This window comes from Allobosea sp. (genome assembly GCF_036675845.1).
Lineage (GTDB): Bacteria > Pseudomonadota > Alphaproteobacteria > Rhizobiales > Beijerinckiaceae > Allobosea.
This window is the reverse complement of sequence record NZ_JAKFED010000175.1, coordinates 1-24427: the sequence shown is the minus strand read 5'-3', so window position 1 is coordinate 24427 and position 24427 is coordinate 1. Positions and strand designations below refer to the sequence as shown.

General features: G+C 68.3%; 25 protein-coding genes. 10 read left to right on the top strand and 15 right to left on the bottom strand.

The window, feature by feature from the left end; translation table 11 throughout:
- Positions 1-85: 85 nt before the first annotated feature.
- The 3 genes from V6M56_RS19140 to V6M56_RS19130 all read left to right on the top strand — a co-directional run bounded on the left by V6M56_RS19140 (position 86) and on the right by V6M56_RS19130 (position 3704).
- Entirely contained in the window at positions 86-832 is a 747-nt protein-coding gene (locus tag V6M56_RS19140) for a HugZ family pyridoxamine 5'-phosphate oxidase (RefSeq protein ID WP_332685964.1), read from the top strand.
- A gap of 215 nt (positions 833-1047) precedes the next feature.
- Positions 1048-2658, top strand: a complete 1611-nt coding sequence (locus V6M56_RS19135; protein WP_332685962.1) for a phosphoenolpyruvate carboxykinase — start codon at positions 1048-1050, stop codon at positions 2656-2658.
- A 35-nt stretch (positions 2659-2693) separates the two neighbouring features.
- Complete coding sequence (locus V6M56_RS19130) at positions 2694-3704, top strand: Lnb N-terminal periplasmic domain-containing protein (protein WP_332685960.1); 1011 nt, start codon at positions 2694-2696, stop codon at positions 3702-3704.
- Here V6M56_RS19130 and V6M56_RS19125 read toward each other — a convergent pair.
- On the bottom strand, positions 3695-4435 hold the full coding sequence (locus V6M56_RS19125) for a M48 family metallopeptidase (protein ID WP_332685958.1): 741 nt from the start codon (positions 4433-4435) through the stop codon (positions 3695-3697). The genes V6M56_RS19130 and V6M56_RS19125 overlap by 10 nt on opposite strands.
- Here V6M56_RS19125 and rhuM point away from each other — a divergent pair.
- A complete protein-coding gene (gene rhuM / locus V6M56_RS19120; RefSeq protein WP_332685956.1) occupies positions 4379-5641 on the top strand; it encodes a RhuM family protein in 1263 nt (420 codons plus the stop codon). The two genes, V6M56_RS19125 and rhuM, sit on opposite strands and share 57 nt — an antisense overlap.
- 9 nt (positions 5642-5650) lie before the next feature.
- Here the strand turns inward: rhuM and V6M56_RS19115 are convergent, their stop codons facing one another.
- The gene (locus tag V6M56_RS19115) at positions 5651-6952 is read right to left on the bottom strand and encodes a polyhydroxyalkanoate depolymerase (RefSeq protein WP_332685954.1); all 1302 of its coding nucleotides are present in this window, start codon (positions 6950-6952) and stop codon (positions 5651-5653) included.
- A 196-nt stretch (positions 6953-7148) separates the two neighbouring features.
- On the opposite strand from V6M56_RS19115, the gene V6M56_RS19110 reads away from it, so the two are divergent.
- The 3 genes from V6M56_RS19110 (at position 7149) to V6M56_RS19100 (ending at position 9643) form a co-directional block, all read left to right on the top strand.
- Positions 7149-8513 carry an ActS/PrrB/RegB family redox-sensitive histidine kinase gene (locus V6M56_RS19110; RefSeq protein WP_332685952.1) on the top strand — a complete coding sequence of 455 codons (1365 nt, stop codon included), beginning with the start codon at positions 7149-7151 and terminating at the stop codon, positions 8511-8513.
- A 138-nt stretch (positions 8514-8651) separates the two neighbouring features.
- Positions 8652-9221: an ActR/PrrA/RegA family redox response regulator transcription factor gene (locus tag V6M56_RS19105; RefSeq protein WP_332685950.1), complete on the top strand. Its 570-nt coding sequence runs from the start codon at positions 8652-8654 to the stop codon at positions 9219-9221.
- A complete protein-coding gene (locus V6M56_RS19100; RefSeq protein ID WP_332685948.1) occupies positions 9218-9643 on the top strand; it encodes a group III truncated hemoglobin in 426 nt (141 codons plus the stop codon). The genes V6M56_RS19105 and V6M56_RS19100 overlap by 4 nt, the downstream gene beginning before the upstream one ends.
- Positions 9644-9778: 135 nt before the next feature.
- Here the strand turns inward: V6M56_RS19100 and V6M56_RS19095 are convergent, their stop codons facing one another.
- The 3 genes from V6M56_RS19095 to mmcB form a co-directional block, all read right to left on the bottom strand.
- On the bottom strand, positions 9779-9994 hold the full coding sequence (locus V6M56_RS19095) for a hypothetical protein (protein WP_332685946.1): 216 nt from the start codon (positions 9992-9994) through the stop codon (positions 9779-9781).
- A 236-nt stretch (positions 9995-10230) separates the two neighbouring features.
- Positions 10231-10998 (bottom strand): hypothetical protein, encoded by a 768-nt coding sequence (locus V6M56_RS19090; RefSeq protein ID WP_332685944.1) that lies wholly within the window; start codon positions 10996-10998, stop codon positions 10231-10233.
- 189 nt (positions 10999-11187) lie between these two features.
- Positions 11188-11652 (bottom strand): DNA repair putative endonuclease MmcB, encoded by a 465-nt coding sequence (gene mmcB, locus V6M56_RS19085; RefSeq protein ID WP_332685942.1) that lies wholly within the window; start codon positions 11650-11652, stop codon positions 11188-11190.
- 122 nt (positions 11653-11774) lie between these two features.
- Between mmcB and V6M56_RS19080 the strand changes: the two genes are divergently transcribed.
- Both V6M56_RS19080 and V6M56_RS19075 read left to right on the top strand, forming a co-directional pair.
- On the top strand, positions 11775-12785 hold the full coding sequence (locus V6M56_RS19080; protein ID WP_332685988.1) for an MraY family glycosyltransferase: 1011 nt from the start codon (positions 11775-11777) through the stop codon (positions 12783-12785).
- Positions 12782-13714: an NAD-dependent epimerase/dehydratase family protein gene (locus V6M56_RS19075; RefSeq protein WP_332685940.1), complete on the top strand. Its 933-nt coding sequence runs from the start codon at positions 12782-12784 to the stop codon at positions 13712-13714. Before V6M56_RS19080 ends, V6M56_RS19075 begins: the two co-directional genes overlap by 4 nt.
- On the opposite strand, the gene V6M56_RS19070 is transcribed toward V6M56_RS19075, so the two are convergent.
- The 3 genes from V6M56_RS19070 to V6M56_RS19060 form a co-directional block, all read right to left on the bottom strand.
- Positions 13635-15602, bottom strand: coding sequence for an SDR family NAD(P)-dependent oxidoreductase (locus V6M56_RS19070; protein ID WP_332685938.1), 1968 nt, complete (start codon positions 15600-15602; stop codon positions 13635-13637). The genes V6M56_RS19075 and V6M56_RS19070 overlap by 80 nt on opposite strands.
- A gap of 84 nt (positions 15603-15686) precedes the next feature.
- Positions 15687-16283 (bottom strand): TetR/AcrR family transcriptional regulator, encoded by a 597-nt coding sequence (locus V6M56_RS19065; RefSeq protein ID WP_332685936.1) that lies wholly within the window; start codon positions 16281-16283, stop codon positions 15687-15689.
- 145 nt (positions 16284-16428) lie between these two features.
- Positions 16429-17919 carry a cobyric acid synthase gene (locus V6M56_RS19060; protein WP_332685987.1) on the bottom strand — a complete coding sequence of 497 codons (1491 nt, stop codon included), beginning with the start codon at positions 17917-17919 and terminating at the stop codon, positions 16429-16431.
- Positions 17920-18192: 273 nt separating this feature from the next.
- Between V6M56_RS19060 and V6M56_RS19055 the strand changes: the two genes are divergently transcribed.
- On the top strand, positions 18193-19341 hold the full coding sequence (locus tag V6M56_RS19055) for an aminotransferase (protein WP_332685934.1): 1149 nt from the start codon (positions 18193-18195) through the stop codon (positions 19339-19341).
- On the opposite strand, the gene V6M56_RS19050 is transcribed toward V6M56_RS19055, so the two are convergent.
- From V6M56_RS19050 to hisF, 7 genes are all read right to left on the bottom strand, one after another.
- Positions 19342-20730 carry a hypothetical protein gene (locus V6M56_RS19050; protein ID WP_332685931.1) on the bottom strand — a complete coding sequence of 463 codons (1389 nt, stop codon included), beginning with the start codon at positions 20728-20730 and terminating at the stop codon, positions 19342-19344.
- 27 nt (positions 20731-20757) lie between these two features.
- Positions 20758-21108: a RidA family protein gene (locus V6M56_RS19045; RefSeq protein ID WP_332685929.1), complete on the bottom strand. Its 351-nt coding sequence runs from the start codon at positions 21106-21108 to the stop codon at positions 20758-20760.
- A 165-nt stretch (positions 21109-21273) separates the two neighbouring features.
- Complete coding sequence (locus V6M56_RS19040) at positions 21274-21729, bottom strand: YqaA family protein (RefSeq protein ID WP_332685927.1); 456 nt, start codon at positions 21727-21729, stop codon at positions 21274-21276.
- A gap of 39 nt (positions 21730-21768) precedes the next feature.
- Positions 21769-22296 (bottom strand): DUF1697 domain-containing protein, encoded by a 528-nt coding sequence (locus tag V6M56_RS19035; RefSeq protein ID WP_332685925.1) that lies wholly within the window; start codon positions 22294-22296, stop codon positions 21769-21771.
- An 18-nt stretch (positions 22297-22314) separates the two neighbouring features.
- Positions 22315-23289, bottom strand: coding sequence for a type I pantothenate kinase (gene coaA / locus V6M56_RS19030; protein WP_332685986.1), 975 nt, complete (start codon positions 23287-23289; stop codon positions 22315-22317).
- A gap of 55 nt (positions 23290-23344) precedes the next feature.
- A complete protein-coding gene (locus V6M56_RS19025; protein ID WP_332685923.1) occupies positions 23345-23665 on the bottom strand; it encodes a phosphoribosyl-ATP diphosphatase in 321 nt (106 codons plus the stop codon).
- 129 nt (positions 23666-23794) lie between these two features.
- The coding region (gene hisF, locus V6M56_RS19020; RefSeq protein WP_332685921.1) for an imidazole glycerol phosphate synthase subunit HisF at positions 23795-24427 on the bottom strand (633 nt) is incomplete at its 5' end.

Sequence of the window (24427 nt, the reverse complement as noted above, 5' to 3'; positions counted from 1 at the left end):
CCAAAGCATGGCTGCAATCTAGCCAAGCCAAGGCGGTTTCGCTACGTCTTCGTCGGAGGAAACCCCGCAGGAACGGAAAAGTGCCATGGCGATCGAGCCGATCCGGCCGACCGACGCGAAGGCGCGCGGTCTGGCGAAGACCCTGCTGCGCAGCGCGCGCTCTGCCGCGCTGGCGACTCTGACCGCCAAGGGCCATCCCTTCGCCAGCCTGGCGAGCCTCGCCACCGATGTTGACGGCACGCCGCTGATCCTGGTCTCCGCGCTCTCGGGCCATACCGCCAATCTCGAGGCCGATCCGCGCGCCTCGCTGCTGATCGCGCCCGGCGGCAAGGGCGATCCGCTCGCCCATCCGCGCATCACGCTGCTGGTGCGGGCGCAGAAGGTCGAGCGCGAGAGCGAGGACGGCCGGCGCATCCGTCGCCGCTTCCTCGCCCGCCAGCCCAAGGCCGCCCTTTATGCCGATTTCCCCGATTTCTCCTTCTTCGCCCTCGGAATCGAGCGCGCTAGCCTGAACGGCGGCTTCGGCCGGGCCTATGAGCTCGATGCTGCCGACATCCTCAGCGACTGCTCGCGGGCGCAGGCGCTGATCGAAGCCGAGGAAGGCGCGATCGCCCATATGAACGCCGACCATGCCGATGCGGTCAGGCTCTATGCCAGCGCCCTGCTCGGCGCCCGGGACGGCGCCTGGCGGATCAGCGGCCTCGACCCCGATGGCTGCGATCTTACGCTCGGCGACAAGGCGCTGCGCCTGCCCTTCGACGAGCCGGTGACCGATCCCGATGCCCTGCGTAAAACCCTGGTCGCGCTCGCCGGCAGGGCGCGGGCCGCGTGATCGCGACGATTCACCACTCCGGGTGATTCAAACGATTTAGGTCGCTTTGGTTTTCCCGGAGGCTTTCCAAGCGACTTGAGCCTGCGCCATCATGCGCCTAAAGAGCCGTCGAATTCGTCGCCTTTCGGCTCGGACGGGTCAGGCCCGGGTCTGACCCGGCTTCAATCACAGCGCCGGCGTTCCAGCGGGCGGCTACACGGCAGGAGGATTTGCCAGTGGAGACCATCGGTCACGTCAACGCCGCCCATGGCGCCGACAAGTTCGGGCTGCGCCGGCTCAAGGCGGTCTACTGGAACCTGGAGGCGGCGCGGCTCTACGAGGAATCTCTCAAGCGGGCTGAGTCGCAGATCGCCAAAGGCGGCGCGCTCTGTGCCGATACCGGCAGCCACACCGGCCGCTCGCCCAAGGACAAGTTCGTCGTCAAGGATGCGACGACCGAGAGCACCGTCTGGTGGGAGAACAATGGCTCGATCTCGTCCGAGCAGTTCGAGACGCTGCTCGATGATTTCCGCAAGCATGTCGAGGGGCGCGAGCTGTTCGCGCAGGACCTTTATGGCGGCGCCGACCCGGCCCACCGGGTCAAGGCCCGCGTCTTCACCGAGCTCGCCTGGCACTCGCTCTTCATCCGCAACCTACTGATCCGGCCGGAAGCGGGCGAGATCGCCTCCTATGTGCCCGAGTTGACGATTGTCGACCTGCCGAGCTTCAAGGCCGATCCGAAGCGCCATGGCTGCCGCAGCGAGACCGTGATCGCCATCGACTTCACCCGCAAGATCGTGCTGATCGGCGGCTCGGCCTATGCCGGCGAGATGAAGAAATCGGTCTTCACCTATCTGAACTACACCCTGCCGACCAAGGGCGTCGTGCCGATGCACTGCTCGGCCAATGTCGGGCGCAATGAAGACCCGGCGATCTTCTTCGGCCTCTCCGGCACCGGCAAGACCACGCTCTCGGCCGATCCCGATCGTACCCTGATCGGCGACGACGAGCATGGCTGGTCGAAGGAGGGCATCTTCAATTTCGAGGGCGGCTGCTACGCCAAGACGATCAAGCTCTCGGCCGAGGCCGAGCCGCAGATCTACGCAGCCTCGCAGCGCTTCGGCACGGTGCTCGAGAACATCGGGATGGATCCGATCTCGCGCGAGGTCGATTTCGACGACCAAAGCAAGACCGAGAACACCCGCTCGGCCTATCCGCTCGATTTCATCCCCAATGCCTCGCGCAGCGGCCGCGCCGGCACGCCGAAGAACATCGTCATGCTGACCGCCGACGCCTTCGGCGTGATGCCGCCGATCGCCAAGCTGACCCCGGCCGAGGCGATGTACCATTTCCTCTCCGGCTACACCGCCAAGGTCGCCGGCACGGAGCGCGGCCTTACCGGTGTCGAGCCCGAGTTCTCGACCTGCTTCGGCTCGCCCTTCCTGCCGCGCCATCCGTCGGAATACGCCAATCTGCTGCGCGATTTCATCGCCAAGCACCATGTCGATTGCTGGCTGGTGAACACCGGCTGGACCGGCGGCCAATACGGCGTCGGCCGGCGCATGCCGATCCGCGTCACGCGGCGGCTGCTGACGGCGGCGCTCGACGGCTCGCTGAATCGTGCCGATTTCCGCCGCGACCCTTATTTCGGCTTCGCGGTGCCGACCTCGGTGCCCGGCGTCGAGCCGCACATCCTCTATCCGGTCAAGACCTGGCAGGATAAGGCGGCCTTCGCCGAGACGGCGAAGAACCTGATCGGCATGTTCGCCAAGAACTTCGAGAAATTCGAGGGCCATGTCGACGATGCGGTGAAGGCCGCGGCCCCGACGAATTCGCTCGCGGCTTGAACGCGCGCCGTAACGTCATGCTATGAGAGGCGGCGATGAGCCGCCTCTTTCTGTTTCTCCTGCAACTGCTGCTGACGCTCGTGGTTCTCGGCGCCGCCCTGTGGGGCGCCGGACTGCTGGTCTTCCGCCTGCCTGGCGCGACCGGTATCGCCGGCGCGATCGGCTTCGGCCTCGCCGGCCTTGCCGGCGCCATCGGCCTCTGGACCGGTGCGCCCCGGCTGCCGCTCTCCTTCGCCGTGTTGTTCGTCGGGTTGCTCGGCTGGTGGAGCAGCCTGCAGCCCTCGCACAACCGCGAATGGATTCCCGAGCTCGCCCGGCTTCCGCAGATCGCCCGCGAGGGCGAGCGTCTCACCGTAACCAACCTGCGCAATTTCCGCTGGCGCACCGAAGCCGACTATGACGAGCGCTGGGAGACGCGCAGCTACGATCTGGCCAAGGTCGAGGGCGTCGATCTCTTCCTGTCCTACTGGTCGGGTGAGGCGATCGCCCATCTGCTCGTCAGTTTCACCTTCGAGGATTCGCTGCCGCTGACCTTCTCGATCGAGGTCCGGCGCGAGAAGGGCGAGGAGTGGTCCTCGCTGGCCGGTTTCTTCCGGGTCTACGAGATGGCCTATGTCGCCGCCGACGAACGCGATGTCGTCGGCCTGCGGACCCATGCGCGCGGCGAGGATGTCCGGATGTTCCGGCTGCGCGCCTCGCCGGAACGGGCACGCGACGTGCTGCTCGCCTATGTCGAGGACATCAACCGCCTGGCGCGCGAACCGCGCTGGTACAACACGATCGCCACCAATTGCACGACGGTGGTCTACCGGCTGGTCGGCTCGGTGGCGCCGGGCTGGAGCTTCACGCTGCCGCTCGACCCGCGCGTGGTGCTCTCCGGTTATCTGCCGGGCTACCTCAAGGACATCGGTGCGGTCAGGCAGGACCTGCCGCTGGCGGAGCTTGTCCGGCTCGGCCGCATCAGCGAGAGGGCCAGGACGGTGTCGCTCGACAGTCCCGACTTCTCGCGGCTGATTCGCGAGGGCGTTCCGAGCGCTCAGCCATAGCCGTGCAGGCCGGCGCCCTGGCGCTTCAGCCAGGCCTCGGCCTCTTCGGTGCGCGGGCAGAGCTTGTGCGTCAGCGCCCAGAAGCGATGCGAATGGTTCATCTCCTTGAGATGCGCGACCTCATGGGCGGCGAGATAGTCGAGCACCAGGGGCGGCGCCAGGATCAGCCGCCAGGAGAAATTGAGATGACCCTTCGACGAGCATGAGCCCCAGCGGCTCGTGGTGTCGCGGATGGTGATCTTGCGGGCCGGGATGCCGAGGGCGGCGGTATGGATCCGCACCGCCTTCTCGAGATCGGCGAGCGCCTCGCGGCGCAGGAAATCCTTGACCCGGCGCGCGACATGGGCCGCCTCGCCGCAGACGGCGAGGATCGGTTCGCCCTCGCTGGAGCGCGTCGCGCGGGTGAGGCCGCGCACCTTCGTCCAGTGCACGATGCGGTGCGGCGTGCCGCGCAGCGGCACCAGCGCGCCCGGCTCGAACGGAACTCCTGCCGGGCGCTTTGCCAGCCGCGCCGCGATCCAGCCGCCATGCTTCTCGGCGAAGCTGCGGCCGCTGGCGAAGTCGACACGCTCCGGCAGGGTCAGGGTGATCTCGCCGGTCGCCTGCGAGACCCGCAGGGTCAGGCGCCGCGCCGCGGCGCGCCGCTTGACCGCGACCGGATAGAGCATGCCGGCATGCGCGACCTCGATCAGGTCGGGATCGGGCTGCCGCTTGAACAGGGAGAACCGCATCGCCGCGATTGTGCGGGATTCGCGCGGGAAGCGGAAGGGGCGGTGGAGACGGGTCGCGTGCGCCTCGTCGACGAAGATCTCTGTCTGGATTGTGCACAGTCGCTGCGCGCCACTTGCCTCGCGCAAAGCCCGTGTATTCTATTTGTTCTATTCTCGGAACCAGAGGCTAGTATGGCGCAGGATCAGACCGAACCGGTGCGGCTGGAAGAAGACACCGAAACCGGCGATCTTTTCCTCGTCTACGGGACCGATAGCGGCGTCCGGATCGACATCCGCTATGAGGGCGAGACGCTCTGGATGACGCAGGCGCAGATCAGCCGGCTTTTCGGCCGCGATCAATCCGTCATCTCCCGGCATATCGGCAGCATCCTCGCGGAAGGCGAATTGGCCGAGGAGAGCAATATGCAGAAAGTGCATATTGCTGGCTCGGACCGCCCAGTGACCCTCCACAGCCTCGATATGGTGATCTCCGTTGGCTACCGGGTCTCCTCCGCGCAAGCGACACTGTTCCGTCGCTGGGCCACCGGCATTCTCGTCCAGTTCGCGAAGAAGGGCTTCGTCGTCGATGCGAGGCGGCTCAAGAATCCCGATAGCGCCGACCGTGTCGCCGAGCTGCGCGAGATCATCCGCGACATTCGCTCCGACGAGGCGAACCTCTATCGCGAACTGCGCCAGATCTGTTCGCTCTGCCAGGACTACGACGGCTCGGCCGCTGCCGCGCGCGAATTCTACCAGCGCGTCCAGGCCAAGCTGGTCTATGCCGTGACCTCGCACACACCGGCCGAGATCGTGGCGGCGCGCGCCGATGGCGAAGCGCCGAACATGGGCTTGAGGAGCTGGCCGAACGACAACATCCGCAAGCAGGATGTGGTGATATCGAAGAATTATCTCGCCGAGGCGGAGATCAAGGAGCTGAACCGCCTCACTTCGATCCTGCTCGATATCTTCGAGGATCAGCTGGCCATCGGCCGCCTCGTCCTGATGGAGGATGCCGGTCGGCTGCTCGACGGGCAATTGCAGAATCTCGGCCGCGCCGTGCTGCGAGGCGGCGGCTCAGTCCGTGCCGAGGAGGCCAAGGCCCATGCCGAGCGCGGCTATCTCAAATTCGACGGAGAGCGAAAGCTGGAGCGGCAGCGCGAGGCCGACGAGCACATCGCCGACCTTGCCGCCGAGGCGAAGCGGCTGCCGAAGCCACCCCGGCGGTAGCCCGCCGCCTCAGCTCGCGACCTTCAGCGCCTTGCGGGCGGTCTTGGCGTTGTCGCTGCGCCGCTCGCTGGCGGCCTTCATGTCGAGCGTCAGCATGAAGTCGGCGATGCGCGGCGCGATCTCGGAGCGGAAGCGCGAGCCGTTGAAGACGCCGTAATGGCCGACGCCCTTCTGCAGGTACTCGACCCGCATCTCGGCGGGGATGTTGACGCAAAGGTCGTGCGCCGCCTTGGTCTGGCCGACGCCGGAGATGTCGTCCTTCTCGCCCTCGACCGTCATCAGCGCGACGCCGCGGATCGCGGTGAGATCGACCGGCTTGTCGCGATGCATCATCTCGCCCTTCGGCAGGGCGTGCTGGACGAACACCGTGTCGACCGTCTGGAGGTAGAACTCCGCCGTCAGGTCCATCACCGCCATGTACTCGTCGTAGAAATCGCGGTGCTTCTCGGCCGAATCGCCGTCGCCGTCGACCAGGTGCTTGTACATGTCGTAATGCGCGGTCAGGTGCCGGTCGAAATTCATCGCCATGAAGCCCGAGAGCTGCAGGAAGCCGGGATAGACCTCGCGGAAGGCGCCGAGATGCGGGAACGGCACCCGGGTGATGCAGTTGCGGCGGAACCAGTCGGTGCCCCGCTCCATGGCGAGCTGGTTGACGGCGGTCGGCGAGCGGCGGGTGTCGATCGGCCCGCCCATCAGGGTCATCGAGCGCGGCGCATTGGCGTCGCCCTCGGCCTCCATGCGGGCGATCGCGGCGAGCACCGGTACCGCAGGCTGGCAGACCGCCATGACATGGGTGTCGGGGCCGAGCTTCTGCAGCATGGCGATGACGTAGTCGATATAGTCGTCGAGATCGAAGCTGCCGGCCGCGACCGGCACAAGCCGGGCGTCGGTCCAGTCGGTGATGTAGACCTCATGGTCGGGCAGGAAGGCCTCGACGGTGCCGCGCAGCAGCGTGGCGTAGTGCCCCGACATCGGCGCGACCAGCAGGACCTTGGGCTGGGGCTTGCGCCGCTGGGCGCTCTGGCGGTCGAAATAGATCAGGTTGCAGAAGGGGCGCTGCCAGACGACGCGCTCCTCGACCGCGACCTTGACGCCGCCGACCGTGGTCTCCGCCAGGCCGAAGGCCGGCTTGCCATAGCGCCGCGTCGTCCGCTCGAACAATTCGCAGGAGGCGGCGACGGAGCGTCCGAACGGCGTGTAGGTCAGCGGATTCGCCGGATTCCTGAAGGCGAGCTGCATGGCGTCGGACAGCGCCCGCGCCGGGCTGACCATCATATGAACCGCTTCATAGGCATGATAGGCGAACGACATGGCAGCCCTTTCGTCCCGGCAGCTTCTGCTTTTGCAGCGCGATATCCTGGATGCACCGCAACAAGGGAACGCAGCGTAGATGGAATTTGTTCTCATTCAATCGTTCAAAGGGCTAAGATTTCCTTGTGAAGCCGGTTAGACACAGCTTTGCACCGCAAAAGAGCCTCTGCCGTTCCGAAGATTGCGCGCCCTGACCATGCCCGACCTGTTCCCGGAAGCGCCGGTCCGTGCGCTCCGCCATCTGCGCCTCGACACGCTGGTGCGCCTGCGCTGGCTCGCCATCGCCGGCCAGAGCCTCGCCGTCGCCGGCGTGCATTTCGGCCTCGGCTTTTCCCTGCCCTTCGGCTGGTGCTTCGTGGTCATCGCCGTCTCGGCCTGGCTGAACATCGCGCTGCGCATCCGCTTCCCGCTCAGCCACCGCCTGCGCGAGGGCGCGGCGACGGCGCTGCTCGGCTTCGACATCCTGCAGCTCGCGGCGCTGCTCTATCTCACCGGCGGTCTGCAGAATCCGTTCTCGATCCTGTTCCTGGCGCCGGTGATGATCTCGGCGACGGCGCTGCCGCCGCGCCATACGCTGGCGCTCGGCCTGCTCGCCGCCGGGCTGGCGAGCCTGCTCACCTTCGTGCACTGGCCGCTGCCCTGGTCCGGCGCCGACCGCCCGGTGCTGCCGCCCTATTACCAGGCCGGCAACTGGATCGCGCTGCTGCTCGGACTCGGCTTCACCGGCATCTATGCCTGGCGCGTCACCAAGGAGGCCCGCGATCTCTCGGCGGCGCTGGCGGCGACGGAGCTGGTGCTGGCGCGCGAGCAGCATCTCTCGCAGCTCGACGGGCTGGCTGCCGCCGCTGCGCACGAGCTCGGCACGCCGCTGGCGACGATCACGCTCGTCGCGCGCGAACTCTCCCGCCTCGCCCCGCCGGAAGGCGAGATGGCCGACGACATCAACCTGCTGCGCGAGCAGGTAGAGCGCTGCCGCGGCATCCTCGGCAAGCTCGCCTCGCTGCAGGACGACGATGCAGGCCCGCTCGACCAGCTTTCGCTCAGCCTGCTGATCGAGGAAGCGGCGGGGCCGCAGCGGCCCTTCGGCGTGCCCTTCGAGATCGCGCTGACCGGCGACAAGCCCGAGCCCGTCTGCCGCCGCAATCCCGGGATGATCTACGGGCTCGGCAACATCGTCGACAACGCCGTCGACTTCGCCCGCGCCAAGGTGACGATCACGGCGCAGTGGACGCAGGGCGCGGTGATCCTGACCATTGCCGATGACGGTCCCGGCTTCACCCCGGAAGTGCTGATGCGCGCCGGCGACCCCTATCTGTCGCGATCGCATGACAAGGATTCGCAGGACAAGGAATCGCGTGCCGGCGGCGGCCTCGGCCTCGGCCTGTTCATCGCCAAGACGCTGCTCGAGCGCAGCGGCGCGGTGCTGGAATTCTCCAATCTGCCGCTGCCGGCGACCGGCGCGAGCATCCGGATGACCTGGCTGCGCGAGGTGTTCGAGAGGGATGATCGGCTGCTCGGGCCTTCAAATCCGGAGCTTTCGGCCCCATATGCGACAGAATGATGCGTTGCGGCATGCGCGCGCGCCGGACAATCGATGCCGGAGCGGTGTCGATGCGAATGCGGAAACGGCTCTTCGCAATCGATCCTGCGCCGGCTCCAGAGTGAGGAGCCGGGCCAGAACCCGGAGGAGATGAAGGTAATGGAAACGGCTTTCAATGCAGCCCTGGCCCAGGACGGTGTGGGCAGGGACATGTCGTTGCTGATCGTCGATGACGACAAGCCGTTCCTCAACCGTCTCGCCCGCGCCATGGAGAGCCGCGGCTATCTGGTGCGGATCGCCGAGTCGGTGCAGGCCGGCATCGCCGCGGTCGAGGAGCATGCCCCGGCCTTCGCCGTCATCGATCTGCGCCTCGGCGACGGCAATGGCCTCGACGTGATCGCCAGGTTGAAGGAAAAGCGCCCGGATGCCCGCGGCGTCGTGCTCACCGGCTATGGCAATATCGCGACCGCGGTCAGCGCGGTGAAGCTCGGCGCCTATGATTTCCTGGCCAAGCCCGCCGATGCCGACGAGATCCATTCGGCGCTCGCCGCGGCGCCGGATTCGCGCCCGGTCCCGCCCGAGAACCCGATGTCGGCCGACCGGGTGCGCTGGGAGCACATCCAGCGCGTCTACGAGCTGTGCAGCCGCAACGTCTCCGAAACGGCGCGCCGGCTCGGCATGCACCGGCGCACCTTGCAGCGGATCCTGGCCAAGCGCGCCCCGCGATGAGCCGGGCGGCGCTGCCGGAGGAGATTTCGGAAGCGCTGATCGCGCGGCTGGTCGACGAATTCTACGGCCGCGCCCGCCGCGACCCGCTGCTCGGCCCGATCTTCGAGGCGCAGCTCGGCCAGCGCTGGGACGAGCATCTGGCGGCGCTGCGCGATTTCTGGTCTTCCGTGGCGCTGCAGAGCGGGCGCTATCGCGGCCGGCCCCAGCAGGCGCATCAGCCCTTGGGCCTTGCCCCTGAACATTTCGCACGCTGGCTTTGCCTGTTCGAGGCGACCGTCGCCGAGAACTGCGCCGGCCCTGCGGCGGCCCTCTTCATCGACCGCGCCCGTCGCATCGCCGAAAGCCTGCAGATCGGGCTCAATATCGGGCCGAAGGCGCTGGCTTTCGCGGCGCCCGGCCATGGCTCTGAAAGCGGCCGGTGAAACTGCGCCAGGCGCGCGCGCCGCTTCCGTTTACGCGCAGCCCCGCCATGACCCCGTGAAACCCTGAAAGCGCGGCAGCCTCCAACCGGTCGGGATCGGCCTCGCTGCGAGATCGAGGAAACGCGGCGGGGCGAGCTACCGCGCGCCTGAATAGCCCTTGTGGTCGTGCAGGAACCGGGCAATCCGCGTTTTCAACTGCATGACATCATAGGCCTCGCCGGCGGCGGCGTGCTGGAAGATGGCGCGCTGAACCGTGGTCGGAAGCTGATGCCATTCGCTGACCAGCGCGGCGCCGAGGCATTCCAGGACGCGGCGTTCCGCCTCGGCCAGATCGCTCGGCTCATACCGCAAGGCCGGCGCTCCGCCTTCCCCCTCCCAGCGCGCGAGAGCGAAGCCGATGTCTTCCGGTGCGGTCGGACGCTTCGGAGCTTTTTCCGCCATTCCCCATGATCGCACATTTCCGGCATGGCGGCCATGGCGAGGGCGGGGCTCGCCGGTCGCTGGAGCCAGGATCCGAAGAGCCGGGAGCCGGCTTTTTCCGCAGCGACTGTCTCTGGAACCCGCCCGGAGAGGCTGCGGGGGCGGCGTCAGCCCCTACAACGGCGCTTGTCGCGCCGCAGATCGAGAGCGAGGTCGGCGATGTCGGCACGGAGCCCGCAATAGGTCGCCTTGCAGGCGCCCCCGGGATCGCGCGTCGTCAGGCGCCCGGCCGGCGACATGACGAGTTCGAGCCGGCAGGTGCCCTCCACGCCTTCGAGCTCGAGCTGCCAGCCGGCTGCGACGGGCCGGCCCCTGCCTTCGAGCCCGCAGGTGTGCGTCCCACCGCCGAGATGCTCGATCCCGATCCGGGCCGAGCCCGACGCCTCGACGGCGATCGTCAGTTCCGAGAACCGGTTGGCGAAGCAATACCGGCCCGGGCGGCGCAGCGCCTCCAGTCCCGAAGCGTTCGGCGGAGCGCTGGCTGGCGCCGCGGCGGCGGTGATCCCGCGACATGGCACCGCCGAAAGGCGCCAGCGGGCATCCGGGGTCAGGGACGCGATATCGGCGATCTTCCAGGCATCGCCGGAGCGCTGGAAGTCGAAGCGGAAGTGATTGGCCTTGCCGAAGCTGCGAAAGCGGGCGTCGACGGCGGCCCGGTCGCCATCCTGCCGGGTTTGCAGGCGCAGGCTGCGCGCGATCTCCGCCTCGTCGAAGTCCTGTCCGTTGATGTGCAGGCCGAAATCGATGCACTCGTCGCGGTCGTTGGCATCGAACAGGCGCACCAGGGCCGGCTGGAAATAGCGGCTGCGGGCGCCCGGCGCTCTCAGGCGGTCGATCGAGCTGCGGGCGCCGCCGCCCTCATAGATCCCGCGCACGATCTCTTCAGGGGCTTGCCCATGGGCTGCGTCGGCAAAGGCACAGAAGAGGATAGCGACCACAAGCAGAATTCGACGCGACATCGCCGCCTCCAGCCATCACCTGGACCAGCGGCGAAGCCTATAACGTTACGTTAACCTTGTATATCGGCCCTCATCGCCCCCGGCCGGCCGGAGCATTCGCCGGGCTCAACTGCGCTCGGGATCGTCCAGCGTCGCCAGTCTTCCCGCCGCCAGCCTGGCGAAGGCGATGGTCAGCATCTTGCGCCTTGCCGGTGCGAGCGGATGGCGCGGGGGCTCGCGCAAAAGCTCGCCGCCCCAGGCGTCGGCGACGATCAGGCCGACATCCTCGGGCAGGATCTCGCGCGGGAATTCGGGCGCGACGGCGAACAGGAAGGCGTCGCAATAATCGCGGTAATCCGGCCATTTGCCGTCGACGCGGTAATCCTCCAGGCTCGACTTTACCTCGACCACCAGCAATTCGCCGCTCCCGGACAGCGCCACGATGTCGCCGCGCCGCCCATTGGCGAAGGTCATCTCCTTGACGATGCCATAGCCGCGCTCGCGCAGATGACGCGCGGCGCCGCGGCAGACGGCGCGGGTGACCTCCGGCCGCGTGGGTGCCGGGTTGAGAGTGGAATCGGCGGTGCTCATGCCGGCATGTTCTTCTTTTGTGCTTGGCGATGCAAGGTCCGAGGCCGCTTCGGACGCCGTCCGAGGCAACAAGCGCTTGCGGCCGGCCGAAGGCTGGCTATGGTCCGCGCGCCTTGGAAACCATCGTCCCAGCCCTTTTGATCGCCCTTGCCGCCGCCGGCCTTGCCTGGGGGCTCTGCCTGCTGCTGCGCCCGCTGATGGCGCGCTATGCCATGGCGCGGCCCAACGCCCGCTCGAGCCACCGCATCCCGACGCCGCAGGGCGGCGGCATCGCCGTGCTCGCCGGCGCCTTCCTCGCGCTCGGGCTGGCGCTGCTGCTGTGGCCGCTGCCGCCCGGCGCGCGCCACGGCCTGCTCCTGGTGATGGCCGCGGCGATCCTGCTCGCTTTGGTCGGCGCCTGGGACGACATCAGACCATTGCCGGCCGGTCTCCGGCTGGTGCTGCAGACCTTCTGCGTCGCGCTGGTCGTGTTCTATGCCGCGCCCGGGATGCGCCTCCTGCCCGAGACGCTGCCGCTCTGGGCCGAACGCAGCCTCGCTTTGCTGGCCGGCGTCTGGTTCGTCAATCTCGTCAACTTCATGGACGGCATCGACTGGATCACCGTTGCCGGCATCGTGCCGCTCTGCGCCGCGCTGGTGCTGCTGAGCCTTTATGGCGGGCTCGACCCCGCCACCGGCCTGCTGGCGGCGGCCCTGCTCGGCGGGCTTCTCGGCTTCGCGCCGTTCAACCGGCCGGTGGCCCAGATCTTCCTCGGTGATGTCGGCTCGCTGCCGCTCGGCCTGCTCACCGCCTATCTGCTTTACCGGCTCGCCGGCACCGGCGCGCTGGCGGCAGCGCTGATTCTGCCGCTCTACCATGTGATGGATTCGACCATCACCCTGTTCCGGCGCCTGCTGCGCGGCGACAAGGTCTGGCAGGCGCATCGCATGCATTTCTACCAGCAGGCCACCGACAAGGGCTTCCCGGTCCGGGAGGTCGTGGCGCAGGTGGCGCTGCTCAATCTCGCTCTCGCGGCGCTGGCCGCTTTCACCGTCGTCATCCCCGCCCTTTGGGCGCAACTCGCCGGCCTGCTCGCGGGGCTGGCCTTCGTCGGGCTGCTGCTGCGCCGCTTCGCCCATGGGCGGGTGACGTGACCGGAGAGCGCGTCCTCGTCACCGGCGCGAGCGGCTTCGTCGGCCGCCATCTCGTGCGCGAACTCGGGCGGGCCGGCTATCGGGTGCGTGCCGCCTTGCGCCGGCCGCTGCCGGACTTCGCCGATGTCGAGCACGTCGCGATCGGCGATCTCGGTACGCCGGTCGACTGGTCGGCGGCGCTCGCCGGCGTTCGCCATGTCGTGCACGGCGCCGGCCTCGCCCATGCCGATGGCACCCTGCCGGAGGAGGCCTACCGGCGCATCAACACGCAGGCGACGCTCGCCCTCGCCGACGCCGCCAAGGCGGCCGGTATCGCGCGCTTCGTCTTCCTGTCCTCGATCCGGGCGCAGAGCGGCCCGGCGAGCGACCGCTCCTTGAGCGAATCCGACCGGCCGGAGCCGAGCGATGCCTATGGCCGCTCCAAGCTCGCCGCCGAAGAGGGCTTGGCGGCGCGCGATCTCGACTGGGTCGCGCTGCGGCCGGTGCTGATCTACGGGGTCGGCGTCAAGGCCAATATGGCAGGGCTGCTCAAGCTGGCGCGCCTGCCGCTGCCGCTGCCCTTCGGCGGGCTGTCGGCGCCGCGCTCGCTGCTGGCGGTCGAGAACCTCTGCGAGGCCGTCGCCTTCGCCCTCAGCGAGGCCTGCCCGCCGCGCCGCAGCTATATCGTCTCCGATCCGGGTGCGCTCGGCGTCGCGCAGATGCTGGCGGCACTGCGCGCCGGGCTCGGGCGCCGACCAGGGCTCGTCGCCGTTCCGCCCGGCTTGCTCAAGCTCGCGGCACGCCTGGCCGGCCGTCCCGGTGTCTATGATCGGCTGGCGAGCGGCCTGGTGGCGCCGCCGGACGCCCTGCTCAGCGCTGGCTGGCAGCCGCGGGTTGCGACGGAGGCGGCGCTGGCGCGGCTGGCGGCGGCGCCGGCTGGCGAAGCCTGAAATCGGGGATCGCGGCGTCGAGCACCGCTTCGGCCCCCAGGCGGTCGTGAGCCACGACGGCGCGCTCCAGTTCCTCCAGCCAGCCAAGCATGCGCTCCCGCCCGGCGAAGATCGGCTTGGCCGCCATCACGCCGTCGAGGCCGGTCTCGGCCATCGGCTCGTCGCGGGCGAACAGGATCTCGTTCAGGCGCTCGCCCGGCCTTACGCCGGTGATGGCGATCTCGATATCGCTGCCCGGCTCGTAGCCGGCGAGGCGGATCATCCGCTCGGCGAGGTCGATGATCTTCAGCGGTTGGCCCATCTTCAGCACATAGACGGCGGCGCGCTCGTCCTGTGCCTCGTGCTCGGGTGCATGCGAGGCGGCGCTCAGGACGAGGTCGCAGGCCTCGCGGATGGTCATGAAATAGCGGATCATCTCCGGGCTGGTCACGGTGACCGGGCCGCCGCGCTCGATCTGCGCCTTGAACTTGGGCACCACCGAGCCGACCGAGCCGAGCACATTGCCGAAGCGCACGGCGATGAGGCGCATGCCGCGCTCCTCGGCGGCGAACTCGGCGTCGCGCGCCTGCGCGTACATCTCGGCGAAGCGCTTGGTCGCGCCGAGCATCGAGACCGGCTCGATCGCCTTGTCGGTCGAGATCATCACGAAGATGCCGGCGCCGGCGCCGATCGCGGCCTCGGTGACCGTCACCGAGCCGAAGATGTTGGTCTTGATGCCCTCGCCCCAATCGGTCTCGAGATAGGGCACATGCTTCAGCGCGGCGGCGTGGATGACGATGTCGGGCGCGAAGGCCTTGAACAGCGGGCTGATGCGGCCTGCGTCGCGGACATCGGCGAGCGCGCCGGTGACGCGCATCGGCAGGTCCTGCGCCAGCAGCGCCTCGGTCACATGGAACAGCGCCGGCTCCGAGCTTTCGACCACCAGCAGCTCGGCGGCGCCGAAGGCGGCGCAGCGCAGGCAGATCTCCGAGCCGATCGAGCCGCCGCCGCCGGTGACGATGACGCGCTTGCCCTTGAGGAAACCCTCCAGGCGCTCGCGGTCGATCTTGACCGAGGGGCGCACCAGCAGGTCCTCGATCTCGAGCGGCGCCAGCTCGTTGCCGCGCACGCCTTCGCCGAGCGTGTCGAGCCGCGAGATCGGGATGGCGAGCTTGCGGGTGCGGGCGAGCCATTTGTCCGGCTCGGCCTCGGGCAGAAGCGCGCTCGGCGTCGCGACGATGCGGCGGAAGGGCTCGCCGCGCTCGGCCGCGTCGGTGGCGATCGCCTCCATCTGCGAGAGCAGGCCGAGCACCGGCACGCCGCGGATCGACTGGCCGAGATCGTCGTTGCGCGGCGTCAGGATGCCGGCCGGGCGCATCTTGCCCATCGTGCCCGATTCCATCGCCCGGATCACCACCTCGACATCGGCGCCGCGGCCGAGCAGCAGGGCCGGCAACGTCGCCTCGCGGGCGGCATGGTGCTTCGACCGCGAATATTTGAAGTAGCGATAGGCCAGCCGCGGACCGCCGAGCAGCGCATTCTGGACGAGCCAGTACAGGACGATGGTGATCTTGCCGAAATAGAAATAGCCGTAGAGGTTCGGCGCGACGAGCACATAGTCGGCGACCAGCAGGGTCAGCGCCAAAATGCTCACCGCCCGGACGATGTTGGAGAGGTCCGGCAGCGAGGCGAAACGCCATTTCGAGCGGTAGAGCGAGAAGAACCAGTAGATCCCGCCGGCATAGATGACGAAGAAGGGCAGGAAGCTCGGCAGGTCGCGCATGCGCTCGTCGAACTGCGCGCCCTCGAAGCGGACGGCGAAGACGAACAGAATCGCCAGGGCCGTCATCGCCAGGTCGTGGACGATCACGGCGAGCTTCTTGGCGCCCGGTTTGGTGAGGTTCAGCATGCGCGGCGGGGTATCCCGCTCCCGTGAAGCCTTGTCAACGCAAGGCGGGCGGCGGGATCGCTTTCCCGTCGATAAGCCGGCGGCTCAGCCGGCGGGCGCGGGATGGCCAAGACCGGCGAGAACGAAATCGATCATCTCGTCGACCTCGGGGCCGGGCAGGGCGGCGCATTGGCTGAGCAGCAGCGGATTGCAGAAGCGTATCATCGCGGCGCGCACGCAATAGGTCGCGATGCGCGGATCGCGGGCGGTGAACTCGCCTTTGGCCATGCCGTCGGCGACGACGCCGCGCAGGATCGCGTCATAGCGCTCGACATGGCCGCGGATGACGTCCCAGCTTTCCTCCATGGCGCAGGCGACCATCTCGTGCAGCCGGTGATTGTCGAGATAGCGGGCCGAGTTGAGCCGGCAGGTCGTGGCCAGGATCTCGCGCAGCCGCTCGGCCGCCGGGCGCGGCTCGGCCGCGATCGCCACCACCAGCGCTTCCAGCTCGGCCATCGAGCGCGCCGCGACCGCCTCGTTGATCGCCTTCTTGGAATCGAAGAAGCGATAGACGTTGGCGGGGCTCATCCGCAGCGACTTGGCGATGTCGGCGACCGTGGTCTTCTGATAGCCGATCTGGCGGAAGAACCGCTCGGCGACATCGACGATGTCCTGCCTGGTATCGCGCTCTAAACTGGTCATGCCAAGCGGCTTCCCGCTCCGGTTGCTCGATTGTCAAGGGACGCCATCAATCAGTATGACGATTTTCATCATTCGTCAACAAGTTGAGTTGGCTGGCTTTATTTAGCCGCTCCTGACAATTTCTTGACGGCAGGTCACCTGGGGGTCACGCGGGGCCGGAATCGCGCGAGCGCGCCAGGTCCAGCAGCGCTTCGATGTCGAGATGGCGCTCGAGATGGCTGGCCAGGGCGTCGAGCGCCGCCTCGACGCCGGCCTCAAAGCCCGGCCCCGCCGCCAGGCTGCGGCCGGCGATCTGGCCGAGCCAAGCGGCGCGCAAGGCGTCGGAGGCGAGCACGCCGTGGAGATAGGTGCCGGTGACGTGTCCGTCCGGGCTCTGCGCGCCCTCCGGTTCGCCGCCGGCCCGGAAGGGCGCGCGGCTTGTGTCCGGCCCGCAGCTGGCGCCGAGATGGATCTCATAGGCCTGCCCCGCCGCGCCGCTCGCCGCATGCACGACCGCGACCTCGCGCACGGTCTTCTCCGGCGAGAGCTCGGTCTCGATGTCGAGCAGGCCGAGGCCGGGAGCCTCGCCGGGCGGGCCTTCGAGCCCGCGCGGATCGCGCACCACGCGGCCGAGCATCTGGTAGCCGCCGCAGAGGCCGAGCACATGTCCGCCGCGCCGGTGATGCGCCAGGATGTCGATGTCCCAGCCCTCGGCGCGCAGGTGGGCGAGGTCGCGCAGCGTCGTCTTCGAGCCGGGCAGGATGACGAGACCGGCATCGCCCGGCAGCGGCTGACCGGGGCCGACAAAGACCAGATCGACCTCGGGCTCCTGTTTCAGCGGGTCGAGATCGTCGAAATTGGCGATGCCCGGCAGCATCGGCACGACGACCTTCAGCGCGCCGCCCGTCTTGCCGGCATCGCGCTGGAGATCGAGCCCGTCCTCGGCCGGCAGGCGCGCGGCTTGCGGGAACCAGGGCACGACGCCGAGCGAGGGCCAGCCGGTGGCGGCCTCGATGGTTGTGATACCCGCGTGGAACAGCGTGACGTCGCCGCGGAAGCGGTTGATCGCAAAGGCGCGGATCATGGCGCGGTCGGCCTCGCCCAGCACCGCATGCGTGCCGACCAGGCTGGCGATGACGCCGCCGCGGTCGATGTCGCCGACCAGCATGGCCGCCACCCCGGCGGCGCGGGCGAAGCCGAGATTGGCGATGTCGCGGGCGCGCAGATTGGTCTCGGCCGGTGAGCCGGCGCCCTCGACGATGACGAGGTCGGCGCCGTCGCAGAGCCGGCCGAAGCTCTCCAGCACCTGTGGCAGGAAATCGCCGCGCCGCGTGAAGTCGCCGGAGGAAAGACGGCCGGCGACGCGGCCCTGCAGCACGATCTGGCTGCCGGTGTCGCTTTCCGGCTTGAGCAGCACCGGGTTCATGTCGACATGCGGCGCGATGCGGGCGGCGCGCGCCTGCAGCGCCTGTGCCCGGCCGATCTCGCCCAGCGGCGTCGCCGCGGCGTTGTTCGACATGTTCTGCGGCTTGAACGGGCGCACCTTCAGGCCGCGATCGGCAAACAGCCGGCACAGCCCGGCGACGATCAGCGACTTGCCGACATTCGAACCGGTGCCGAGCACCATCAGCGCGGGGGTGGGGCGAAGCTGGGCCATGTGCGCCTGATAGGCGGTGGCCGCGGCGCCGGCAAGCAGGCGGCCGGCCCTGAAAAAGCTCACCGATCCACGCCAGCATCCTGCGGCCTCAAAGGGGCGAAGAAACCGCAGGCGGCTGTCGTGAACCGGCTGGCGGCAACAGACACTGAGCTTTGACGAATGTCAATATTCATCATTCCATAGTTTTCGAAGCAATTTCCGGGTGAGTGCGCGCCGCGGCGGCGCGTGCTATGGCCGGCTTCCCGCCTTCCCGGACAGGTCCAAGACGCTCCGATGAACCCGATCTTCTCCGCTCTCCAGACCAGCGTCTTCGAGGTGATGTCGCGGCTCGCCCGCGAGCACCAGGCCGTCAATCTCGGCCAGGGCTTTCCCGACGATCCCGGTCCCGAGGATGTGCGGCGCAAGGCGGCCGATGCGGTGATGGCCGGCTGGAACCAGTATCCGCCGATGATGGGCCTGCCGGAATTGCGGCAGGCGACGGCGACGCATTTCCGGCACTGGCAGGGGCTCGAGCTCGACCCCGACAGCGAGGTGATGGTGACCTCGGGCGCGACCGAGGCGATCGCCGGCGCGCTGATGGCGCTGGTCTCGCCGGGTGACGAGGTCGTGCTGTTCGAGCCGATGTACGACGCCTATGTGCCCTTGGTGCGGCGTGCCGGCGGCATCCCGAAATTCTTGACGCTGACCCCGCCGGAGTTCGGCCTCTCCGAGGCGGCGCTGGCGCAGGCTTTCTCGCCGAAGACCCGAATCGTGCTGTTCAACAACCCGCTGAACCCGACGGCGACGATCTTCAGCGACGCCGATCTCGATCTGCTGGCCGATTTCTGCGTGCGCCACGACGCGGTCGCGATCTGCGACGAGGTCTGGGAGCATGTCGTCTTCGACGGCCACCGCCACCGGCCGCTGATGAGCCGCCCCGGCATGCGCGAGCGCACGGTGAAGATCTCCTCGGCCGGCAAGATCTTCTCGCTGACCGGCTGGAAGGTCGGCATGGTCATGGCTGCGCCCGAACTGATGCGCGTGCTCGCCAAGGCGCACCAGTACCTGACCTTCACCACCCCGCCGAACCTGCAGACAGCGGTGGCCTATGGGCTCGGCAAGGATGATTCCTATTTCGAGGGCATGCGCGCCGATTTCCAGCGCTCGCGCGACCGCTTCGCCAAGGGGCTCGCCGATCTCGGCTTCAGCGTGCTGCCGAGCGCCGGCACCTATTTCCTCAATGTCGACATCGCGCCGCTCGGCGAGAGCGACGACGTCGCCTGGTGCCAGCGGCTGGTGACGGAGAACGGCGTCGCCGCGATCCCGGTCAGCGCCTTCTATGCGCAAGGGGCGGTGCGCAATGTCGTGCGCTTCTGCTTCGCCAAGCACGACGCCACGCTCGATGCGGCGCTGGAACGGCTCGCGGCCGCCCGCAGGGGCTGATCAGGTCTTCCGCAGCTTCTCGACGAGGGCGCCGGCCCGGATCAGGCCGGGCTCGAAGCGCTTGGCTTCGGCGGCGAGGCCGAGGCCGCGCAAGGTCTCGATCGCGTCCATCAGCTCCGCCGCCGCCGCTTCGGCCATCCGGCGCTCGCGCAACTGCTCGGCAAGCCGCAGCCTTGCCTCAGCGCGGTTCCCGCTGCTCGCGGCCCAGAGCTCGGGGACCATCTCGCGCCGCCTTTCCAGCAGCGCCGCATCGAAGGCGGCGATCGCCTCTTCCAGCACGACCGGCTCGCGATAATAGCTGGAGAGGCCGCAGAGCGCGGCGCCGATGCGGTCCTGGACCTCGGCCCAGTCGAGCGGGCGGGCGGCCTGCTGCCAGTCGTCCAGCACGCGCTTGAAGGCGTTGATCGCGGCTTCGAGCGCGGCTGCGCCGCTGGCGCGCAGGCCGAGCGCGACATAGGCCCGGCCGAGCTCGAAATTCAGCCGCGTCCACTCCGCCGGGATCTTGCTGCGGTCGGTCGCCGCCAGCGCGGCGCGAAAGGCGGCGATACCCTCCTCGAGCATCGAGGCGTCGTCCTCGGCCTCGCCGAGCGTGGTCAGCGTCTCGCCGAAGCGGCTCTGGATCGCCGCCCAGAGCGCCGGCGCCTGCTTCTGGCCGAGGTCCTCGAGCGCGGTGCGGTAGAGCTCGATCGCCTGCCGCAGCAGCGCCCGGTCGCCCTGCAGCCGCGCCAACCCGTTGACCGCCCGCGCCAGCCGCTGCTGCGTCGCCGCCCAGGGCACGGTCTCCTCGAAATTGTCGAGCTTGCTCAGCATCGCCCGGAAATGCGCGATCGAGGCGGTGAAGCCGGTCTTGTCGCGGAAATCGGCGCCGATCCGGGCGAGCGCGTCGCCCTGCTGCCATGCGTAGATGCGGGCCTGCTCGGAACTGGCCGTACCGGCGATCAGCGCCGCTTCGGCGAAACGCTGGGCGGCATCGTGATAGGCCTCCGCATTGAGGCGCAGCATCGCGGTCGCGCCGCGGTCGGCCCTGCCCGCCGCGGCGGCGAGCAGCTTCTCCTGCGACATCTTGTCGAGTGCGACGGTGCCGTCGAGATTGCTGAGCTCGGCCTGGGCCAGTGCCCGGTCGGCTTCGGCGAAGCGCCCCTCGGTAAGGCTGCTGGCCGCCTCGGCGCGCAGCCGGTCGAGCTCCGGATCGGTGCCCGAGGGCTTCAGCAGGCGCTCGCGCAGGCTGCGGAACTCGCCGGCCTTGCGTGTCAGATCATGCTCGATGCGGCTGAAATCCGGCTTGCCGGAGGCCTGGCCCATCGCCGCGAGCACCGCCAGCAGCAGCGCGGGGGGCACGCCCTCGCGCTGCGAGACCCGCGCCAGGATGGCCGTGATTTCCTGGTTCATGGGTCGCTGGCCTCATGGACGCTGACGTCAGCGGGCGGCGATGGCCGCGATCTCGACCGTGAACTGCGGGCCGGCGAGCTTGGCCTCGACGGTGGCGCGGCCGGGCGTGTTGCCCTGCGAGACCCAGGAATCCCAGACGCCGTTCATCTCGGCGAAGGTCGACATGTCGGAGAGCCAGATATTGACCATCAGCAGCTTGCTCTTGTCGGAGCCGGCCTCGGCCAGAAGCCCGTCAATGATGCCGAGGATCTCCTTGGTCTGCTCGGCGACGCTCTTGCCCGCCGCCTTGTCGGCGACCTGACCGGCGAGATAGACGGTGTCGCCATGCACCACGGCCTTGGACATGCGGGGGCCGGGGGCGATGCGCTTGATGCTCATGGTCTCAGTCTCCAGAAGGGTGGAGCTTGCTGGTAGCCCGAGACCTCCGGCCGCGCAATTGCCCAGAGCATCGGACCGAAAAGTGGAATCCGATTTTCGGTTGAATCCGATGCTACAACAAGGAGCTAGATCGCCATCTCTGCGTCCGGATGGACGCACGGCGGTCTAGAACGCCGCCACCCAGCCGGCCCAGAGCAGGGCGTAGCGTGCCGCCTTGCCGATGAACACCAGCAGGACGAAGCGCCCGAGCGGATAATTCAGCGAGCCGGCGACGAAGGTCAGCGGGTCGCCGCCGATCGGCAGCCAGGCGAAGAGCAGGGACGGCCAGCCGAAGCGGGCGAACCAGCCCTGTGCCTTGGCGAAGCGGGCGGGATCGGGTCGCAGCCGCTTCGGCAGGCGCTCCAGTCCGCCTTGCGCGATCAGCCGGCCGAGCCACCAGTTGACGACCGAGCCGGCGGTGTTGGCGATGCTCGCGACGGTGAAGAGCAGCGTCGGATCGGCCGATTTCGCCGCCAGCAGCCCGAGGAAGACCGCCTCCGACTGGGCCGGCAGCAGCGTCGCGGCGACGAAGGCCGCACCGGCCATCAGGCCGAGGGCGGAAAGATCGAGCTGCTCCAGCACCGCCAGGTTCCTAACGCGCCGAACGAGCTGGCCGGGGCATCAGGCCAGCATCGCGGCAAGTGCATTGACGGTGTTGGCGTTGCGCAGCGTACCAACGCCGAGCTTCTTGGTCGTCAGATGCGAGAGCAGCCTAGTCTCGCTCGGTTTGCCGCCGAAATCGATCCATAAATTGCCTTCGGCGAGGGCGAGCGCAATGCCGGGCGTCGCGATCCTGCCGAGGGTGGACAGGGCGTCCGGGCCTAAAGGCGTTCGCATGACGCGGATGCCGATATCGGCGCCATTCCTGCGCGGAAAGGGATTTTGGACGGCAAGCTGCTGCCAGGCCGGCGCCGTGCGCAGGATGATATCGACATGCTTCCCGAAACGGGAGCGGAAAGCCGCTTCCAACCGGCTCTCGATCGCTGCGAGGGGCGCATCGTCGCCCTCGAAGATCAGGTTGCCGGTGGCGACCCAGGTGCGCGGATCGCCAAAACCGAGCTCTGCCGCCATGGCTTTCAGATCCGCCATCACCAGACGCTTGCCGGGGCCGAGCACGATCGAGTGCAGGAGAGCGACATAGGTCGTCATGGCGCTTTCACGCCCGCGCTACAGCCGCCGCAGCGCGACCTGCTGGATGCGATGGCTGGCGCCCTTGGTCAGGATCAGGCTGGCGCGCTGGCGGGTCGGCACGATGTTCTCGCGCAGGTTCGGCAGGTTGATGCCGGTCCAGAGCCGCTGCGCGATGGCGAGTGCCTCGTCCTCGGCGATCTCGGCATATTTGCGGAAGAAGGAGCGCGGGTCGCGGAAGGCGGTCTGGCGCAGCGTCATGAAGCGGTTGACATACCAGCGGTGCAGGTCGTTCTCGTCGGCGTCGAGATAGACCGAGAAGTCGAAATAATCCGAGACGAAGGGGATGACCTTGCCGTCGCGCGGCATCCGGCTCGGCTGCAGCACGTTGAGGCCTTCGAGGATCAGGATGTCCGGCCGCTCGACCGTGACCTCTTCCCCCGGCACGACGTCGTAGACCAGATGCGAGTAGACCGGCGCCGAGACGGCGCGCTTGCCGGCCTTCACGTCCGAGAGGAAGCGCAGGATGGCGTTGCCGTCATAGCTTTCCGGGAAGCCCTTGCGCTCCATCAGGCCGCGCCGCTCGAGTTCGGCATTGGGCAGGAGGAAGCCGTCGGTGGTGACGAGCTCGACCTTGGGCGTGTTCGGCCAGCGCGAGAGCAGCGCCTTCAGCACGCGCGCCGTGGTCGACTTGCCGACCGCGACCGAGCCGGCGACGCCGATGATATAGGGGACCTTGACCTCGGCCTCGGCCATCAGGAAGCGCTGCGTCGCCTTGAACAGCCCTTGCGTCGCCGCGACATAGAGCGAGAGCAGGCGCGACAGCGGCAGGTAGATCGCCACGATCTCGTCGAGCGAGATCGGATCGTTGATCGACTGCAGCTTGGTCAGGTCGTCGACCGAGAGCGTCAGCGGCGTGTCGGCACGCAAATGCGCCCACTCGTCGCGCGTGAAGGCGCGATAGGGCGAGACCAGGTCGGGATCGGGCGGGGGCGGGACGAGACGCTGGTCCATGGTGAAGCGACCCGCATTCCAGGCTTCGAGGTTCAACTCTACACTTGCCTCGTGTTCATTCGGGCCGCGACGCCCTTTCGGCCAGGCCGGAGCGCACGGTACGAGCCTCAAGCTGGCTCAATACATCCCGCAATGCAACATCGCGGACCCTGAGCACGACCAAAAGATGATACAGCAGATCGGCGCTTTCGGCGATCAGCTCGTCCCGATCGCCCTTCACCGCGGCGATCACGGTCTCGACCGCCTCCTCGCCGAGCTTCTTGGCGGCGCGCTCGGGCCCGGCGGCGACGAGCTTCGCCGTCCAGGATTCCTCGGGCGAGGCCTTGGCGCGCTCGGCGACGATGCGTTCGAGATCGGTGAGGGTGAAGGTGGTCATCGGGTCTTCCGGGCCGTCATTGCGAGGAGCGAAGCGACGAAGCAATCCAGGGGCGGCAGAGCTCTACGAGACTGGATTGCTTCGCTTCGCTCGCAATGACGGAAAGACGGCGTGCCGTTCGCCATCTGCTCAATCCAGCCGCATCGCCAGGCCCGCAGCCGCCATATGCGCCTTGGCCTGGGGAATGGTGAAGGTGCCGAAATGGAAGATCGAGGCGGCGAGCACGGCCGAGGCATGGCCGTCGCGCACGCCCGCGACGAGATGGTCGAGCGTGCCGACGCCGCCCGACGCGATCACCGGGATGGATACCGCCTGCGCGACCCGCCGCGTCAGCGCGATGTCGAAGCCGGTCTTGGCGCCGTCGCGGTCCATCGAGGTCAGCAGGATCTCGCCGGCGCCCAAGGAGGCGACCTCGCGGGCATAGGCTACCGCGTCGAGCCCGGTCGGGTTGCGCCCGCCATGGGTGAAGACCTCCCAGCGCTCCGGCGAAACCTGCTTGGCGTCGATCGCGACGACGATGCATTGCGCGCCGTATTTCTGCGCCGCCTCGCGCACGAATTCGCGCCGCTTCACCGCTTCCGTCATGATCGAGACCTTGTCGGCCCCGGCCAGCAGCAACTGCCTGATATCCTCGATCGAGCGCACCCCGCCGCCGACGGTCAGCGGCATGAAGCAGGCCTCCGCCGTGCGCGTCACCACGTCGAACAGGATGCCGCGATCCTCGCTGCTCGCGGTGATGTCGAGGAAGCAGAGCTCGTCCGC